The sequence below is a fragment of the Gordonia sp. DT219 genome, from assembly GCF_049847065.1.
GTDB lineage: Bacteria > Actinomycetota > Actinomycetes > Mycobacteriales > Mycobacteriaceae > Gordonia.
The window spans coordinates 465,527-482,720 of the sequence record NZ_JBNCNR010000002.1; the positions used below are offsets into that span (position 1 = coordinate 465,527).

Annotated in this window: 15 protein-coding genes and 1 rRNA gene; 5 read left to right on the top strand and 11 right to left on the bottom strand. The window is 66.6% G+C overall.

What is annotated here, in order from left to right; all coding sequences use genetic code 11:
- Positions 1–108: 108 nt before the first annotated feature.
- Entirely contained in the window at positions 109–1,380 is a 1,272-nt protein-coding gene (locus tag ACPXB3_RS05575) for a DUF222 domain-containing protein (RefSeq protein WP_425726866.1), read from the bottom strand.
- 207 nt (positions 1,381–1,587) lie between these two features.
- On the opposite strand from ACPXB3_RS05575, the gene ACPXB3_RS05580 reads away from it, so the two are divergent.
- From ACPXB3_RS05580 to ACPXB3_RS05590, 3 genes are all read left to right on the top strand, one after another.
- A complete protein-coding gene (locus ACPXB3_RS05580) occupies positions 1,588–3,045 on the top strand; it encodes an alpha-amylase family glycosyl hydrolase (protein ID WP_425726868.1) in 1,458 nt (485 codons plus the stop codon).
- Positions 3,046–3,099: 54 nt separating this feature from the next.
- Positions 3,100–4,212: a ferredoxin reductase gene (locus ACPXB3_RS05585; RefSeq protein ID WP_425726870.1), complete on the top strand. Its 1,113-nt coding sequence runs from the start codon at positions 3,100–3,102 to the stop codon at positions 4,210–4,212.
- 93 nt (positions 4,213–4,305) lie between these two features.
- Positions 4,306–5,547, top strand: coding sequence for a fatty acid desaturase family protein (locus tag ACPXB3_RS05590; RefSeq protein ID WP_425726872.1), 1,242 nt, complete (start codon positions 4,306–4,308; stop codon positions 5,545–5,547).
- Between the two features lie 25 nt (positions 5,548–5,572).
- Here ACPXB3_RS05590 and ACPXB3_RS05595 read toward each other — a convergent pair whose 3' ends face one another.
- The 8 genes from ACPXB3_RS05595 to ACPXB3_RS05630 all read right to left on the bottom strand — a co-directional run bounded on the left by ACPXB3_RS05595 (position 5,573) and on the right by ACPXB3_RS05630 (position 13,639).
- Positions 5,573–6,481, bottom strand: coding sequence for an AurF N-oxygenase family protein (locus ACPXB3_RS05595; RefSeq protein WP_425726874.1), 909 nt, complete (start codon positions 6,479–6,481; stop codon positions 5,573–5,575).
- Between the two features lie 169 nt (positions 6,482–6,650).
- On the bottom strand, positions 6,651–7,523 hold the full coding sequence (locus ACPXB3_RS05600) for a phosphatase PAP2 family protein (RefSeq protein WP_425726876.1): 873 nt from the start codon (positions 7,521–7,523) through the stop codon (positions 6,651–6,653).
- A 189-nt stretch (positions 7,524–7,712) separates the two neighbouring features.
- The gene (locus ACPXB3_RS05605) at positions 7,713–8,201 is read right to left on the bottom strand and encodes a hypothetical protein (RefSeq protein ID WP_425726878.1); all 489 of its coding nucleotides are present in this window, start codon (positions 8,199–8,201) and stop codon (positions 7,713–7,715) included.
- A gap of 113 nt (positions 8,202–8,314) precedes the next feature.
- Positions 8,315–8,995 carry a hypothetical protein gene (locus tag ACPXB3_RS05610; protein ID WP_425705422.1) on the bottom strand — a complete coding sequence of 227 codons (681 nt, stop codon included), beginning with the start codon at positions 8,993–8,995 and terminating at the stop codon, positions 8,315–8,317.
- Positions 8,996–9,118: 123 nt separating this feature from the next.
- Positions 9,119–10,129 (bottom strand): ERCC4 domain-containing protein, encoded by a 1,011-nt coding sequence (locus ACPXB3_RS05615; protein ID WP_425726880.1) that lies wholly within the window; start codon positions 10,127–10,129, stop codon positions 9,119–9,121.
- Positions 10,130–10,221: 92 nt separating this feature from the next.
- Positions 10,222–11,385 carry a TY-Chap domain-containing protein gene (locus ACPXB3_RS05620; RefSeq protein ID WP_425726882.1) on the bottom strand — a complete coding sequence of 388 codons (1,164 nt, stop codon included), beginning with the start codon at positions 11,383–11,385 and terminating at the stop codon, positions 10,222–10,224.
- 108 nt (positions 11,386–11,493) lie between these two features.
- On the bottom strand, positions 11,494–12,609 hold the full coding sequence (locus tag ACPXB3_RS05625; protein WP_425726884.1) for a protein kinase domain-containing protein: 1,116 nt from the start codon (positions 12,607–12,609) through the stop codon (positions 11,494–11,496).
- 58 nt (positions 12,610–12,667) lie between these two features.
- On the bottom strand, positions 12,668–13,639 hold the full coding sequence (locus ACPXB3_RS05630; protein WP_425726886.1) for a ketopantoate reductase family protein: 972 nt from the start codon (positions 13,637–13,639) through the stop codon (positions 12,668–12,670).
- Between the two features lie 135 nt (positions 13,640–13,774).
- Here ACPXB3_RS05630 and ACPXB3_RS05635 point away from each other — a divergent pair, with 135 nt between their 5' ends.
- A complete protein-coding gene (locus ACPXB3_RS05635; RefSeq protein WP_425726888.1) occupies positions 13,775–15,151 on the top strand; it encodes an NAD-dependent succinate-semialdehyde dehydrogenase in 1,377 nt (458 codons plus the stop codon).
- A 10-nt stretch (positions 15,152–15,161) separates the two neighbouring features.
- Here the strand turns inward: ACPXB3_RS05635 and ACPXB3_RS05640 are convergent, their stop codons facing one another.
- Positions 15,162–15,917, bottom strand: coding sequence for a DUF72 domain-containing protein (locus ACPXB3_RS05640; RefSeq protein WP_425726890.1), 756 nt, complete (start codon positions 15,915–15,917; stop codon positions 15,162–15,164).
- 141 nt (positions 15,918–16,058) lie between these two features.
- The gene (locus ACPXB3_RS05645; RefSeq protein ID WP_425705429.1) at positions 16,059–16,331 is read right to left on the bottom strand and encodes a GlsB/YeaQ/YmgE family stress response membrane protein; all 273 of its coding nucleotides are present in this window, start codon (positions 16,329–16,331) and stop codon (positions 16,059–16,061) included.
- Between the two features lie 789 nt (positions 16,332–17,120).
- On the opposite strand from ACPXB3_RS05645, the gene ACPXB3_RS05650 reads away from it, so the two are divergent.
- Positions 17,121–17,194: ribosomal RNA gene (locus ACPXB3_RS05650) — 16S ribosomal RNA — on the top strand; the annotation flags it as partial.

The window sequence follows — 17,194 nt, forward strand, 5'->3', positions numbered from 1 at the left end:
GGCCGGGGCGGCGCCGTATGAAGTTCTCAACGAACGGTTGCGGTCCCGGCGTGCCGGGTGCAGGGTCGGAAAGTAGGTGTGGGAAAACCTTGTTTCAGGCTGTTGGTGTCAGGCGGCGTCGTCGAGGTGCAGGGTGCGTCGGTTGTAGGCGGGTAGGGGTCGTCGTCGAGGGTCGACGCCGGCGGGCGGGATCAACCAGGGATGCCGGTCGAAGCCCATCACGACATCCCAGCCTCTGTCGTGGACATCGTGATGGCACGCCGTGCACAGGAGGCAGCCGTTGTCGAGGTCGGTGGGTCCGCCGTCGACCCACGACACGAGGTGGTGCGCTTGGGTGCGCGAGGCGGGCGCACCACATTTGATGCAGCATTCGTCGCGGAGTAGCAATGCTTTTCGTTGTGCCGGGGTGAACAGACGCTTCTCGCGTCCGACATTCAACGGCCCCTGGTCGCCGTCGACGATGACGACGGTGACCGACGCATCGCACCCCAGTGCTTTCGCGGTGGCGGGCGTGACCGATCCCATGAACTCCAGCGCAGACAGCTTCGGGGCGTCAGCAGGAATCGTCAGCAGCACACCGCCGGTGGGTTTACAAGACACGGTCTCGTCGGCGAGGCCTCGTTCGGCGAGTTCGAGGACCGTTTCGAAAGCATCGGCACGTCTACGATCGGCGGGACGCGGGTCGAGGGAGCCGTCGGGCTGCGGCTTTGGCGCGGACAAACTCTCGACGAGGCTGTGGAGTTTCTCCCCGGCGACCGCATCGAGGTTGGCGCGCACGTCGAGGCGGCCGTCGCTGGTCTTGTGGTAGCCGAGTTCGTTGACGGTCTTGTCTTCGGCGGCCGGCTTTCCGTCGGTGTCGTCCGCCAGGAGATTGCCGAGTTGGCGTGCGTGCTTACCGATTTCGGCGGGACTCATCCCGGCTAAGGCTTGGGAGACGAGGGCGCGGGTGTGGTCGCGACGCTCTTCGGGGGTGACGGGCTCGCCGGCGCGGGACTCGATGTGGCCGAGTCCGAGGACGACGGCGTCGGCGTGGTCGAGGGATATGGCACCGTCGACGGTATGTCTGCGCAAACCGTCGATATCCGTGGCGGTTCCGATGCGAACAAGTCGGCCGGCAACGGCGGGCGCGATTCCCATGGTGATCAACAGTTGTCGCACGGAACGGCCTTGGGGTGCGGTCATTTTGAGGCGGTCGAATTCGCCGGTCAACGTCGCAGCGAGGTGATCGACCTTGTTGCGCAAGGTGATCAGTTGCTGCATCGCCGCGAATGCTTCACGCGAGGTGAGGTCTGGACTGTAGGTGCGGTCGTCGAGTTGCGCGATGAGGTTCGCGTAGAGCTCTGCCGACAGAAAAACCGAAGGTGCGGTGACGTCGATCATGGAATCCCCCCCTGGATGATCATGCGATGGGTCCAGTCTAGCAGAAGATTTGTTCGACGCGCAAGTGTTCGACGATCAATCCACAAGGGCTGCAACGAGTGTCGTCCCACCAGTGAACAGTTGTCACAGCGGTGGACAGCAGCCACGCAGGCCAGCCGACAGCGCTCTCCCACACGCCGAGCGCGCCCATCTGGCACAGTGTCGATCGTGCAGCCCGATCCCGTCATCTACGAGATCAACACTTGGCCGTGGCTCCAACGCATCGGCCGGGAGCTCGGTCGGCCGGTCACGCTCGCCACGGTGCCCGACGAGGTCTGGGACGACGTCGCTCCCGGACCCGTCGACGCGATCTGGTTGATGGGGGTCTGGCAGCGCAGCCCCGCAGGCGTGGAGACCGCCCAGGCAGACGAGCCGCTCGTACACACCTTCCGCGCCGCCCTGCCGGATTTCACCCCCGACGATGTGGTCGGCTCGCCGTACTGCATCCGCGACTACACCGTCGACGATCACCTCGGCGGCGCTGCCGGTCTCGCCGCCGCGCGGGCCGCGTTGGCCGACCGCGGAATGGGGCTGATCCTGGACTTCGTGCCCAATCATCTGGCCACCGACCACACCTGGACCACCGAACATCCCGAGCGGTTCGTGGGCGGCAGTGACGACGACCTTGCCGCGCACCGGGACGCGTTCGTGCGGGTCGGGCCCAACGTGCTCGCCAACGGCCGGGATCCGCACTTTCCGCCCTGGCGGGACGTGGTGCAGCTCAACGTGTTCCACCCCGATACCCGACGAGCAGCCATCGACACCCTGCGCAGGGTCGCCGACTCATGTGACGGCGTCCGGTGCGACATGGCGATGCTGGTGAGTACCGAGATCTTCGCGCGCACCTGGGCCGGAAGAGTGGGCGACGCGCCCACCGACGACTACTGGACCCAGGTCATCCCGGAGATCCGCCACACCCATCCGGAGTTCGTATTCATCGCCGAATCCTACTGGGGCACTGATTCATTACTGCGAGCGCAGGGCTTCGACCACTGCTACGACAAGGCCTTCACCGACGCCCTCGAACATCACCCACGCGACGTTGCGCGCCTCATCCGCGACGACACCGATCCGACGGGCCGGCTCCGATTCATCGAGAACCATGACGAACCCCGTGCCCAGGCCGTCTTCGGCAACCGGCATCGGACGGCGGCCATCACCGCGCTCACCCAGCCGGGCGCCCGCCTGATCCACGACGGCCAGCCCGACGGCCGCACCATCCGTCTGCCGGTGCAGTTGCGCCGGGAACCCGACGAACCGCTCGACGCCGACTTGCGGCTGTTCTACCGCGCACTGCTGATCGTCCTGCAGCAGAGTCCGGTGCGCGGCGGCACGTTCGCCGCATGCGAGGTCCTCGGGTGGCCCGACCGGCCCGGCGGCCCCGGTCTGGTCGCCTGGTCGTGGGCCGATGATGAGCGCCGAGTGCTGTTCGTGGTCAATCTCGATGGCGACGAGGGCGTCGGCCGCGTCCGCACCGAATGGCCGGAACTCGACGGCACCGTCGCGTCACTCACAGACCTCGTCACCGGCGATCGGTACGACCGGCCCGCCGACCCCGACCCCGACATCTTCGTGCGGCTGCCGGCTTGGGGCGCCCACGTGCTGGACGTGCAGATCGATCTGTGATGTAGGCCACCGAGCGCGTGTACAGTCGTGCACACAGCGGGCGGAGGGAGACCGATGAATCTTTTGCGTTGGAGCAAGCGTCCAGCCGCGGACGTCAGCGCCAAGAAACCGCAGGTCAACATTGTGCGGGGCCTCGTCGCACGGGCCACGACACCGCTGTTGCCCGATGACTACCTGCACCTGCTCAACCCGTTGTGGTCGGCGCGGGAACTGCGCGGCCGAATCCTGGACGTGCAGAAGGAGACCGATGTCTCGGCGACCGTCACCATCAAGACCGGTTGGGGTTTCCCGTCGACCTACAAGGCCGGCCAGTACGTCGGCATCGGCCTTCAGGTCGGCGGCCGCTGGCACTGGCGCTCGTATTCGCTGACCTCGTTCGGTGAGAACATCGACGACACCATCTCCATCACCGTCAAGGCCAACCCGGACGGCTTCCTCTCGACCCACCTCGTCGACGGCGTCGCACCGGGCACCGTCATCCGGCTCGCCGCCCCCAAAGGCGACTTCCATCTCCCCGAGCCGTTGCCCGATTCCCTCCTGTTCCTCACCGCAGGCAGCGGCATCACCCCGGTCATCGGCATGCTGCGGTCGATGAGTGCCCACGGCGAGATCCCCGACACGGTGCACGTGCACTCCGCGCCCACCCGCGACGAGACGATCTTTCTCGACGAGCTCGAGTCGCTCGACGAGCAGGTGCCGACGTATTCGCTGCAGCTCCACCTGACCCGCTCCGACGACAAGTTCTCGCTCGACGACATCGACTCCGAGGTCCCGGATTGGCGGGAGCGGTCGTGCTGGGCGTGCGGACCGGTGGCATTCCTCGACGAGATCGAATCCACCTTCGACGAAGCCGGGATTCGCGAGCAGTTGCACATCGAACGCTTCGCCATCGCGCGCACCGACTTCGGCGGCCAGGGCGGCACGGTCACCTTTGCCAAGTCCGGTAAGACGGCGGAAATCGACGGCGCGACAACCCTTCTCGAGGCCGGCGAGAACCTCGGGATTCAGATGCCCTTCGGCTGCCGGATGGGCATCTGCCAGACCTGCGTGGTGCCGCTCGCACAGGGCTACGCCCGGGATCTGCGCACCGGAGACGAACGACGCGAGGGGGAGCGCATCCAGACCTGTATCAGCTCGGTCTCCGGCGAATGCACACTCGACATGTAATGCCCAGGGTGCCGGTCCAGGCCGCGGCCGTACCCCGTTCCGGCGTCACCGCCGGATGACCAGTCCGAAGAACCCGACCGGAGGACGATGCACATGGCTATCACCGACATCGATCAATACGCCCATCTCACCGACGCCGATGTCGAGGCGCTGGGAGCCGAACTCGATGCGATCCGGCGCGACATCGAGGAGTCCCGGGGCGACGCCGACGCCCGATACATCAAGCGCACCATTGCGTTTCAACGCGGACTGGCCGCCGCGGGCCGGGTGACGCTGATGTTCAGCAATCGTAAACCGGCCTGGTTTGCCGGCACCGCGATGCTCGGGCTGGCCAAGATCATCGAGAACATGGAGCTCGGCCACAACGTCATGCACGGCCAGTGGGATTGGATGAACGATCCCGAGATCCACTCGTCGTCGTGGGAGTGGGACACCACGTGTCCGAGCGTGCAGTGGAAGCATTCGCACAACTTTGTGCACCACAAGTACACCAACATCGTCGGTCTGGACGACGACGTGGGTTACGGGATTCTGCGCGTGACCCGCGATCAGCGGTGGGAGTGGTGGAACATCGGCAACCCGATTTACAACCTGACGCTCGGCACCTTCTTCGAATACGGTGTGGCACTCCATCATCTGGAGACCGAGAAGCTCCGCAAGAAGAAGAAGAGTTACCGGCAGGCGGCCAAGGATCTCAAGATCATCGCCCGCAAGGTCGGCAAGCAGGCCGCCAAGGATTACGTCATCTTCCCAGTGCTCGCGGGACCGAATTGGCGGAGCACGCTCACCGCGAACGTCACCGCGAACTTCATCCGCAACTACTGGACGTACATGGTGATCTTCTGCGGGCACTTCCCCGACGGTGCCGAGAAATTCACCGTCAAGGAGTACGAGGAAGAGGATCAGCCGCGCTGGTATCTGCGACAGATGTTGGGGTCGGCCAACTTTCGGGCCGGGCCGCTCATGCGGTTCATGAGCGGCAACCTGAGTCACCAGATCGAGCACCACCTGTTCCCCGACCTGCCCAGCAACCGTTACGAGGAGATCGGCGTGCGGGTGCGTGAACTCTGCGACAAATACGATCTGCCCTACACCACGGGCAGCCTGTTGCATCAGTACGCGCAGTCGTTCCGTACGATCCTCAAACTCGCCGTGCCCAACGCCCTGCTCAAGGCGACGTCCGACGATGCGCCGGAGACCGCCTCCGAACTCCGGTTCGCCATCCGTGGTGGCATGTCCAACCACTTCGGCGTCGACCCGGTCACCGGGAAGCGCCGCGGTCTGCGCACCGCTCTGCGTGAGCTGAAGCACGCGCCGGTGCAGCCCGCCGCCTGACTCGGCAACTGGACCACAGCGACACTCAGAGCATGTGTACCTTGCGGTACACGCGCGCCGCGGCCGGCGTGAGCAGGCCGACCTCGTCGAGGAACCCCATGAGGTGGGCACAGCCGGTGCGCACCATCGACTGGAAGTGGTGGTTGCGTCGCATCTCGCCGATGGCGCGGTGGTGGTCGAGTCCGGCGTCGAGGTAGGCCTGCGGCCGGACCAGGCTGATGAAGATGTACGACGCCGCGACGGCGAGGTAGAACGCACTCCACTGCCGACGCAGCCAACCGACCTCGCGCATCGACTTGCGCACCTCTTCACGCGCGAACTTCATGTGCCGGGATTCCTCGAGGACGTGGATCTCATTGACGGTGCGGATGAACGGCAGGACCCGCTCGTCGCACATGCAGCCGCGCTGGAACACATCGAGGATCTCCTCGGCGGCGAGGATGCCGGCGTAGGCGACCTCGTCGGTGACGGTCGCCATGAAGAACTTGCCGAAGCGGCCGAGTCGCGGGTGTGGCTTGTACGACGTGCCGACCATCTTCTCGCTCGCCTTGGCGAACATGATCGAGTGCCGGCATTCGTCGGCGACCTCGGTGAGCGCGAACTGGAACTCGGGACGGTGATAGTCGGCGAGGTACTGGTCGCGGATCACGATGCCCTGCAACAACATCTCGAACCAGATGCCGATGCACATGATCGACGCGAACTCGTGCCTGGTCAGCCGGATCCGCTGCTCCTCGGTCATCTCCTCCCAGTACGGGGTGCCATAGAGCGTCGACCATTCCGGACTGCAGCCGTACTTGGCCGGGTCCATCGGCGCCGACCAGTCGATCTCGGTCATGGCGTTGCGGGAGAGGAGCGCGGCGGACTCGAGCAGGCGGGCAGACACCTCGTCGGGTCCGGAGTCGCTGGTGGATGTGAGTTGCTCCACTGTCATCCCCCGATGACACCACCAACCGTGACAGTAGTCAATGGCATCATCGGTGATGCTTCCTCTTCTAGGATCGATGCACGCCGGATCATCGCGCACGGTTCCGCTTCCACCTGACGGCGTACTGGCCCACGTGACGCCGCGCATGGCTGCGCCGTAACGCGATACGCGCGGGTCAGGGGGTTCGGGACGACCGGTAGGCGCACGGCCGGTAGCAGGCGAGGGCGAGACCCATGGCCACCGCGATGGCGACCGCGGTCACGATCTGGCGCGGATCGGTGTAGGAGGTCTCGACGATCAGCGGGGTCGCCACCACCGGGACCAGGGCCGCTGCGGCCCGCAGCACCGCCGATCCACGCGGTGCCGGCGAATCGGCGTAGGGGTCGGGGAGTAGTGCGCCGAGTCCGACGACGATCAGCACCGAGATCACCACATCGCTGGGCCGGTGCCAGCCGTCGGCGATCAGCCCGAACGCGACGACCGACGCCCACGTCGCGCCGAGCGCCACGACGACCGGCCGCAACCACTTCGGTGCGGCCGCGATGAGCACCACCACACAGGAGGTGACCGCCGCGGTATGGCCGGAAGGCGCCGAGTTGGATGTCTCGGCGATCCACGAATGCAGCTGCGGGCGCACGAGCACGCCATCCCGCAAGAAGCGGACGAGCAACACGATGGCCAACGGAAAAGCAAGCAGCGCTGCGGTTTTGGCGGTCGCGACGCCGACCGGCGCGCGACCGGTGACGGCCGGGACCACCGACCCGGCGACGGCGAGCATCGCCGCGACCACCCAGATCCGCGGATCGGTCACCGCCTGCACCGTCAACAGATGCGGGACGTGGGCCACCGGCGACGAGCGGCGCACCGCGTCGAGCACGTACTGGTCGACGAGCTGACCCCACGAGGTCCGGACCGCGATGCCGTACACCGCAGCCGCGAGGAGCAGCGCGATCACGGCGGTGACAACGGCCACGCCGAGGCCCGTCGGCCGACGGACCTCTCGGCGGGGCGTCACGCCGGGACGCGGCGTCGTTGCCAGGACACTCATACTTTCGAGGCTAGGGCACGAGTCTGGGAGAAGTCTGGGTCGCTGGCCCGGCGCGTCGCGAGCGGTCGCCTCGATCGGACCGGCTGTTGTGGGCCGACTTCGGGAATGTGCGTGCCGCAGGACACCCAATCTCCGAGTCGACCCACAATCGTGATCGCGTTCCCGGACTCGGCGGTCTGACGACCCCGCTCAGACGACGATCCGCGCGCGGTCGGCGACCGGCCGCAGCGCGATGACGATCGTCTCCGTTGCGACGATGCTCGCCGGCAGCTCGGCGTGGACCGTGCGCCGATGCCCGGCGGCGTCGACGACGGTGATGTCGGCGAGGGTCGCACCGGCCAGGCATTGCCCCGCGAAGGCCAGGTCGGCGATCGCGCTGTTGAGGGGCAGCGCAGCGTCGATGTGCACGACGGCACGGCCGCCGGCGACCTGCGCGGCCGCGATCCGCGTGACGAGCACCGGGTGCGGCGCGTCGTCGTCGGCCGCCGGGCACACCGGCTCGCCGGCGGAATCGACGTAGTAGCCACATGTGTGACGAAGGACCTCAGCACACACATCGGTCGTGCCGATGATGATGTCCGAACCGGATGCGTGGATGGGAACCGGCCAGAGAGCGGGATCGAAAGATCGGGACACCAGAATGCCTTTCAGGGAGGGCAGCAAGTCGAACAAACTCACTCCCTTGGTCTACCGACCCGCCGACCGCCGCGAAAGACCGTGTGGCGCCAAGACTTCGTCAAAATCTTGTCTGCCCCGGCGTCACCGTGACGGGGTGACGCCGAGGAATCCCCTTACGCGGCCAGAGCCGGAAGCAAGATGATGAGCAGGATGAGGAGGATCGCGACGGCGAAAATCGCGATCGACGCGCCCACCCCGTTGTAGCTCTGCGGCCCCGGCCCCAGTGAACCGCGGCTGAACGTCCACACGGGCGCGCGGTACTCGAGTTCGACGGACTGTCCCGGGGCAACCGTCACCGGCAGATCGGCGGGCCCGATGCGCGGCGGCAGGAAATACGGGACATGCACATGCACGTGGTGTTGTCCTGGCGGCAGCGGGATCTGGTTTCGTCCCCACGTCGTGGCGGGCAGGTCGTACCCGTCGACGGTGATCGTCGGCTTGAAAAAGGTCAGCATCCAGGCCAGCGGGAAGAACTTGGTATCGATGACGACGCCCTGCTGCTGACCGGCCTGCACGGGCGGCGCGCCCTGCCCGCCACCCGGATGAAAAGCGCCCGGCGCCTGGGCCGCCGGGTATGGCGCCGGCTGCGGCTGTTGTCCGTAGGCCGGTGCGGGCGGCTGCTGTCCCGGTGCGGGTGCCCCGTAGGGGGACGGACCCTGGGGCGGCTGACCGTACGCCTGCCCGGGCTGCGGCGGATACGGCTGCTGCGGCTGTCCGGGATGGGGCTGCCCGTACGGCGACTGGCCCGGATACGGTTGCGGTTGCCCATAGGGCGGGTTCGGAGCGTTCATCATTCCCCCTCGTTCTGGTGACACGGCCGGGATCGGGCCGACCCTATTGCGGGAGTCAATGTAGCGTGCCCGCCGCCACACGGCGATGTTCTCGACCGCTTCGGCTCGAATGTCCGGGTTGGCACGTCATTCGCCCGAAGCAGTGGCGCGGGCCGCAAATGCGGCCACGACCTCCGCGGGAATCCGGCCGCGATCGGATATCGACCACCCCGCCGACCGCGCCCACGCACGGATCTCCGCCGGACCGGCCGGGCGCGGAGCGGGCGGTTCGCGATCCGGCTCGGCAGAGTCTGCTGTCGTCGAGTCGTCGGCACTCAGCTGCGTTCTGGCCAGTTCCCCCGCGCGGTGCAGCTCTCGTTCGGCCAGGCAGGCGCCGAACCACCGATACAGCCACTCCTGGGCCAGCGCCCGCGTTTCGCAGAACACGATGGGCACCGACGGGAAGCGGGCCTGCGCCTCGGCCACCGCGTCGGCGACCCGTGCAGCGGGCGCGTGTTCGAGCTTGAACAGTGCCGCATAGCCGGAGTCGACGATCACCGCGCCGCGGGGCTGCGCAGCCAGATCGGCGAGAAGGTAGGTGAGTTTGCCCGACAGCAGGCTCGACGCGAGGTCGTCGATGCTCTTGCGTTCGGCGGTCGCGACGAGGTCGTCGCCATCGAAGACCGCGTAGTCGCCGACCGGCAAGCCCCGCTTGATCACGTCGGCCTGCTGTGCGGAGAACTTGTAACCGTAGCGTTCGCGGGTGTCGACGACGATGTCGACGACCCTTCCGTGGGCGCGTGCCCTGGGCACCGTCACGTTGGGGCGGGCCTGCTTGGCGGTGCGGCGTGACTGCCAGAACACCATCTCGCGCCCGCGGGCGCGGGTGAGCACGAATTGCGAGCGGTTCTCCCGGCCCCGCTGCAACACCAGGTCGATCGCCGCCCCCCGCCGGCTGATCGAGCGGATGGGCAGGCGCTCGACGATCTCGGCGTCGTCGGGCCACTCGGCCACCCGCTGGCAATAGACCTTGGTCGTGCGTGGCCACGTCTCGCGCGTCTTGAGCACGATTCCGCCGGGACCCAGCGGCAGCCGCAGCAGGTAGGGCAGTGAGGTGCCCTCTTCGGGGTTGTGTGCGATGAGCAGGTCGTCCGGCATCGATGTCCAGGGTGCCCCATCGCGGGCGACGGTTCACCCAAGACACGACGTGGCTTCTCGGTCGCCGCGGCACCCGGCCGCCGAGAATGCGCTCAGGTGGCGGTGGGCCGGTGCCGGGCCTGCCCAGAGAGGGCGACGACGCGCAACGCCGCGCGCAACTGCCGGGTGGTCTCGGCCCACGCATCGCTCTCGTGCCGGCAGGCGCTCGCCTCGGCGTCGTTCTGCTCGACGGTGGCCTGATCGGCCGACGTGGCCCACGTGACGTGCTGCTCCTCGGCGGTCCGGATGTAGTCGAGGATCGTCTCGTGGTCGTATCCGCAGATCTTCGCGACGTCTTCGGCGCCGAGAGACTCACCGTCACAATCGAGTTCGATCAGGGTCTGCAATATTTCGGGAAGTGCGGGGTCGGTGGCCGCATCGAGCGCGTCGACGATCTCCGGGCGCTCCTCCGCGAAGAACTGCAGCCACTGCCCGATCCCGGCCGCCACGTTGTGCCGCGAGAAGGCGGTCGCCTCGACGGTCAGTACCGCCACGACGCAGGTGCCGTGGACGACCAGTTTGATCCCCGTGTACGGCATCGTCCGGGTGGCCACGAACTCGTAGGCGGCCGGCAGGTCGGAGACGTTTTCGACGACGGTGCCGAAGAATTCCAGCGTCGCACGGTGCGGCATCACCCGCAGCCAGGACTTCACCTCCCCGGTCGGCAGCGGGATGTCGCCGTCGCCGTCGACGATCACCGGACCCGCCATAGTCTCGAGTGCCTCGAGCACCATCGCCCGCAGATCGCTGTGCCGGGCGGGCAGTGCGACCACGTCGAGCGCCGGTTCGTGACGGACCAGGTCGGTGCCGGTGAGAAACGCCGGATGTCCGGCGCTCCAGATCTCGATCAGGGTCGTGGTGGCGAGGGCGGCGAGCTCGTCGACCCGCGTGCGGGGCATCGCGGCGCTGAATGAGCCGTCGCCGTCGTCGCGCAACCAGCCGAGGTTCTCGAGTGCGGTGCCGTTCTCATCGAGCCAGTCGGGATGAGGATGCAGGTCGGCCTCGACGATGGTGCACATGATCCGGTCGTCGGACCCGGCGGTGAAGGTGAGAGTGCCGTGCGCGCCCTCGGGGATGTCGAGGTTCTGTTCGACGACGAGCGCCTGCCCCTCGTCGAGATCGGACAGCAGTGCGGCGAGCCGATGTCGATACTGTGCCCACGCTTCGTTGACGGCGGTGTCGAAGTCGACGTCTCCTCGCATGTCGTCTGCATCCATGCCAAGCTCCCCGATCTGCCGGAACATCATGTGACTGCGACGTTACGGTCCCATACCGGTGATTGCGCGATTGCGCAGAAAGATCCCCCCATTCATATGACTCCCCGGCTACACCACAGCCAATCCCATCAGCCGGCACAGCCGGTCCTCGTCGATCACGTGGATCGGCTGTCCGCGTCGCTTGCGCTCACGTGCGCCGAACAACTTGCGGCCCTCGTGAACGCCGACCGCGCCCTCGATGTCATGGGCGCGCACCAGAATCGTGGTGTCGTCACCGACCGTCGACTGCACCACCGCGCCGGCGTCCTCGATCAGTTGTGCAAGCTCCGGTTGGGTGCCGGTACTGAACCGGCCGGTGATCACCACCCGGTGTCCGGCCAGGGTCGACGGGCCGCGCGCCGGGCACATGTCGATCTTGTGCAGACCGACGAGTGCGTCGAGTGCCTGATTGCCGTCGACGTACCGCATCCCCTTGCCTGCGATCGCATGCCAGATCCAGCACTTGAGATCCTCGGGTGCCTCCACGTCGCGGATCCGTGGCACCGCATCGTTGGTCCAGTCCCGGCCGGTCAGCAACGTGCAGGCAAGCAACCCGAGTTGGTAGATGTCGAGCCAGGTCGCCCAGTGTCGGTAGTCGTCGACGTCGACCGGCATGTAGGCAGGTGTGTACGGGTCCGACGGTGAGTGCCAGGGCGTCAGCGAGTGCTTGGCGATCCCGAAATCCCCGAGCGTGAGATGACCATCGCGAAGAAAGACGTTGTCGGGCTTGATGTCGCGATGGGTGACACCGGCGGCATGCATCAACTTGAGCACCGCCAACAACCCACGGATCTCCCGCCGAACCCGCGTCGGCCGCCATCCGTGCCAGGTGCCGTCGAGAATCAGGTCACCGACGGTGCCCTCGCGCATCAGCTCCGAGACGATCACATACCGGGTGGCGCTGCGCGAGCCCCCGCCGAACGCGAAGGCGTCGAGGACCTGCACCACCTCGCGTCGCCCGGCCAGCAGATGGCCCATGTGCGCCTCACCGTGCCAGTCCGCGGCACTCGCACACACCTTGACGCAGACCTTGCGGAGCACCCGATCACTCGTCGCGGCCAGCCGGGACGCCCGGTAGACGACGCCGAAACCACCGCCGTCGAGGAGACTGTCGATGCGGTAACGATGTCCGGTGTCGCCGGTGATCAGCTGTCCGGCGCGCAGCGACTGTCGTGCGGATGCCACGCATCCACGATAAGGCATGGGCCCCAACGATGTTTCGGCGTCGACGCGACCGTCGTGCTCAGGCCTGCGCCAGCCGGGTCACTGCCGCCGCCGGATCCAGGCTGCCGGCCGGGAGCCGGTCACGGACCAGCCGCATCGTCTCGGCCTGTACCAGCTCGTTGACCGGTGTCCCGACTCCATGCAGCCGTCCCAGCAACACGATTTCACCTGTCAGATAATCGATTTCGACGCTACCGGTGCCGCGTTCCACGCTCTGCCAGGTGGAGCTGCCGCTGCCGTCCTCACCGGTGGGGCGTCGCACGATGAGATCGCCGCGCCGTTGCCGATCGGTCTCGCTGCTCACCGCCTCGATACCGGCCGCGGCCAGCACGGCCTCGCCTTCGGCGCGCGCCCTGGACACGAGCTCCCGGTGGGCGGCGCTGTCATCGCGGAAGCAGGCGTCGATCCCGTTGGCCAGGTTCATGATCAGTTTGCGGTACTTCCACGCCATGATCTGCGGGCGCGCCTCGGACGGGAATCCGGCCGCCGTAAAGCACGACGCAAGGGATGTGCTCAGGGCGTCCACCCCGTCGGGAAACCGTCCGACGTCGAGGATGCCCGGGTGTGCGGAGGACCCCTGCACCACCACACCGGGCTCGAGATGCAGCGCAGGCAGCATCACGCACACCGAATAGGTGCGGGCGAACCGGCGCAGGATGGCCGGTTCGTTCGCGACGCCGTTCTGCGCCGACACGATCGGCGTGTTCGGCGGCGCGGACGCGCGCAGGTCATCGAGCGCAGCCGCGGTCTGTTGGCTCTTCACCGTCAGCAACACCACCGTGTCCTCTGTCCACTCGACCTCGCTTGCGTTGGCCGCCAGCGGAATTCGGTGGGCGTGCCGGCCGTCGGCCGTGTCGAGGACAAGGCCGTGCTCGCGCATGGCCGCCAGATGGGCACCACGCGCCACCAGGGTGGTGGGGATTCCGGAGGCATGCAGGTGGGCGCCGACGACTCCGCCGATCGCGCCGGCACCGTAGATGACGAAATGCATTCGTCAACCCTATGGCCAATGCTCGGGCTTGGTGCGGTACGCCGACGGCGCGACCCATCCGGCACCTTGGTCACACGAACCACAAACCCGGCATAGCGCCCACCGGATGGGTGGTGGCGGGCGTAGTTTCGGGACATGAGCGCATATGTGACCACCAACCCGACGACGGGAGTCACCGAACGCGAGTTCGCCTTGCTCTCCGACGACGAGATCGACCGACTCGCCCAGCGGTCGGCCACCGGACACGAGCGATGGCGGGCCGTGCCGGCCACCGAACGCGCAGACACGCTCGCGCGCATCGCCGACCTCTACGAGAAACGCGCCGACGAACTCGCCGCCGCCATCACCACCGAGATGGGCAAGGTGACCAAAGAGGCCGCCGGCGAGGTCCAGCTGGCCGCCGGCATCTACCGCTGGTACGCCGAGCACGGCCCCGACCTGCTCGTCGACGAGCCGCTGGATCCACAGGGTGCCGACGAATCGCTGGTGCAGCACCGGCCGATCGGACCACTCGTCGGGGTGATGCCGTGGAACTATCCCTACTACCAGGTGGCGCGATTCGTCGCCCCCAACCTGATGCTCGGCAACAGCATCATCCTCAAACACGCATCGATCTGCGCAGGGTCCTCGGCACTGATGGCAGAGGTCGTCCACGAGGCGGGAGTGCCCGAGGACGCCTATATCAACGCCTACGCCAACAGCGACCAGATCGCGACGCTGCTGGAGAACGACGCGGTCCGCGGTGTCTCCCTCACCGGTAGTGAGAAAGCCGGCGCGGCGGTCGCCGAGGTCGCGGCGAAGAACCTCAAGAAGGCGGTCCTCGAACTCGGCGGTTCGGATCCCTTCGTCGTCCTCGACACCGCCGACATGTCACGTCTCATCAAGGTGGCTTCGCGGGCGCGACTGTCGAATACGGGTCAGGCCTGCAACTCGCCGAAGCGCTTCATCGTGCCCGACGAGCTGTATGACGAGTTCGTCGACGGACTGGTGCAGGCTTTCGACGACGCGGTCGTCGGCGACCCGACCGACGCCGACACGAAGGTCGGACCACTGTCGTCGGTCACTGCCCGCGACACCGTGGCCCAGCAGGTGCAGACCGCGGTGAAGCAAGGGGCGACGCTGCGGACCGGCGGGACCGCTCTCGATCGCGACGGCGCATTCCTGCAGCCGGCCGTGCTCACCGACATCACGCCCGAGATGGACGCCTATTCCGAGGAGATCTTCGGCCCGGTCGCCATGGTGTACCGGTACGGGTCGGTGGACGAGGCCGTGCAGGTGGCCAACGACGTGCAATTCGGGTTGAGCGGATCGGTCTGGGGCACGGACCTCGACAAGGCCAAAGAGGTCGCCGACCGACTCGACGTCGGCATGGCCTACGTCAACGAGCACGGCACGACGCTGCCCGGTCTGCCGTTCGGTGGTGTCAAGCGGTCCGGCTTCGGACGCGAGTTGGGGCGCTGGGGTATGGGTGAATTCGTCAACACCCGGCTGCGCCGGACCTCGAGTAGGTGAGGCGCGGCGGTCACGCCGGTTCGGGCGCGGCCACCGACAATCCCGCGGCCTGCGCCCGGGCGATCATGGTCAGTGCGTTGTCGACCGCGGCCCCGCCGGTGTCGTTGTTGAAGTAGACGTACACGTCGTGGCGATCATCGAAGGCGCCTGCGATGCGTTGTAGCCATCCGTCGATGGCGCCCCGGCCATACGCGGTGGTCCGCGCCGATCGGCCCTCGTGGAGCCGCAGGTATCCGAAATCCGTTGTCGCCCAAAGTGGTGTGAGGATACGACTGCGACGGTCGGCCCAGCACAGCGCCGCCTCCCGGCGCTCGAGGACTTCTCGCACCTCGTCGCACCACCACGACGTGTGACGGGGCTCGACGACGACGCGCACGCCGGCCGGGATCAGCCCCAGGACGTGATCGAGCGCCTCGGGTTTCGCCTGCAGATTCGGTGGCAGTTGCAGTAGCACCGGACCGAGGCGCTCGCCCAGACCGTCGGCACGACCGAGGAATCGCTCGACGGGTTCTTCGGGTTCGTTCAGGCGCTTGACGTGGGTGAGATAGCGGCTCATCTTCACCGTCATCCGGAATCCTGTTGGGAGGCCGTCACGCCACGACTCGAACGTGGAGCGCTGCGGGAGCCGGTAGAAGGTGTTGTTGACCTCGACGGTGGTGAAGTGGGTCGCGTAGTAGCCCAGCCACTTCCGTTGTGGGAGCCCCGCCGGATAGAACTGGCCGCGCCAATCCTGGTACTGCCAGCCCGACGTCCCGATGTGAAGCATCACCGCCGATGCTAGCCGGGCAGCGCACTGAAGTGGGCAGCCCAAAGAAAGTGGGCAGACAGGTGGGCGGACACCGCAGGTGACCGCCCGGCCGGCTGTGGGCCGATGCGGTCCCCTGCGGTCAACTCATCGCCTCGGCTGCTACTGCCGCACGGTGCGGCCTCGGATGGCCAGGTAGGCGGCGATCAACACGATCGCCACGACGATTCCGACGATGAACGGGATGACCTCCCAGCCGCCGTTGTCGTTGTTGTAGCCGAACTGGTAGGTCAACCAGGATCCGACCAGGGACCCGACCACGCCGAGCACGATGGTCATGATGACGCCGATGTCCTGCTTGCCCGGCATCAGCAGTCGTGCCAGAGCACCCACGATCAAACCAACGATGATTGCGCTGATGATTGTCCAGAGCATGAACTCCACCTCCCGTGTGGATGGCCGACCGTGCATACGCACGACCGGTGTAGGGACCCAGAGCGGCCCGGCGGTCTCGGGGCGTCGATGCTCTCGGCCGGCCAGCGCATTCGGTTGAACCGGACGCTGGTCTCTCCACGCTAGCGTGCACGGCGCGGCCCGCGGGCCGAACGCGACCCAATCGCAATACCCGGCCGGCCGATGCGTCCGGAGACACCTTGGTGACCACCCACCGGCGAGCCCGCAGCCATGTCCGACCACCCTGCGCACCAGTTGACCAGGCGATTTGGAAGTTCACTCCTTCGGTGCGTAACTTAATCCGAGTCAGCGCGCCGCGGCGCCGCCCCGGAGGGCTTCGAAAGAAGTTCGGCGGGGAGAGGAAACCGGGCAGACGCAGACCGACCCCGAGAAATCGACCGGGCACAGTGATGTGCTCGCACAGATGGACCGGACGCCATACGCCAAATCGGGACCACAACCCCAGGTTGCGGACGCGAAATGCGGCTGGTACTCTGGAAGAGTTGCTCCGCAAGGGGTTAACAATTCCGAAACAGAACAAGCTCGCCGAAGTTCGCTCCTGTGTGGGGTGGTGTTGGTGGGTGTGTGTTCGTTGAGAACTCGATAGTGTGTTGGTGGATTGTTTGATGCCATTTTTTGATGGCATTGATTTTTGGATGCCGCTACTTTTGGTGGTGGTGTTCGGAGTTATTTTTTGCCAGTTTTTTGGATTGTTTTTTGGTCAGGTTTTGCTTTCCTGGTTGTGTTGAAACTTTTGGGTTTCGATGTTTTTTCATGGAGAGTTTGATCCTGGCTCAGGACGAACGCTGGCGGCGTGCTTAACACATGCAAGTCGAACGGAAAGG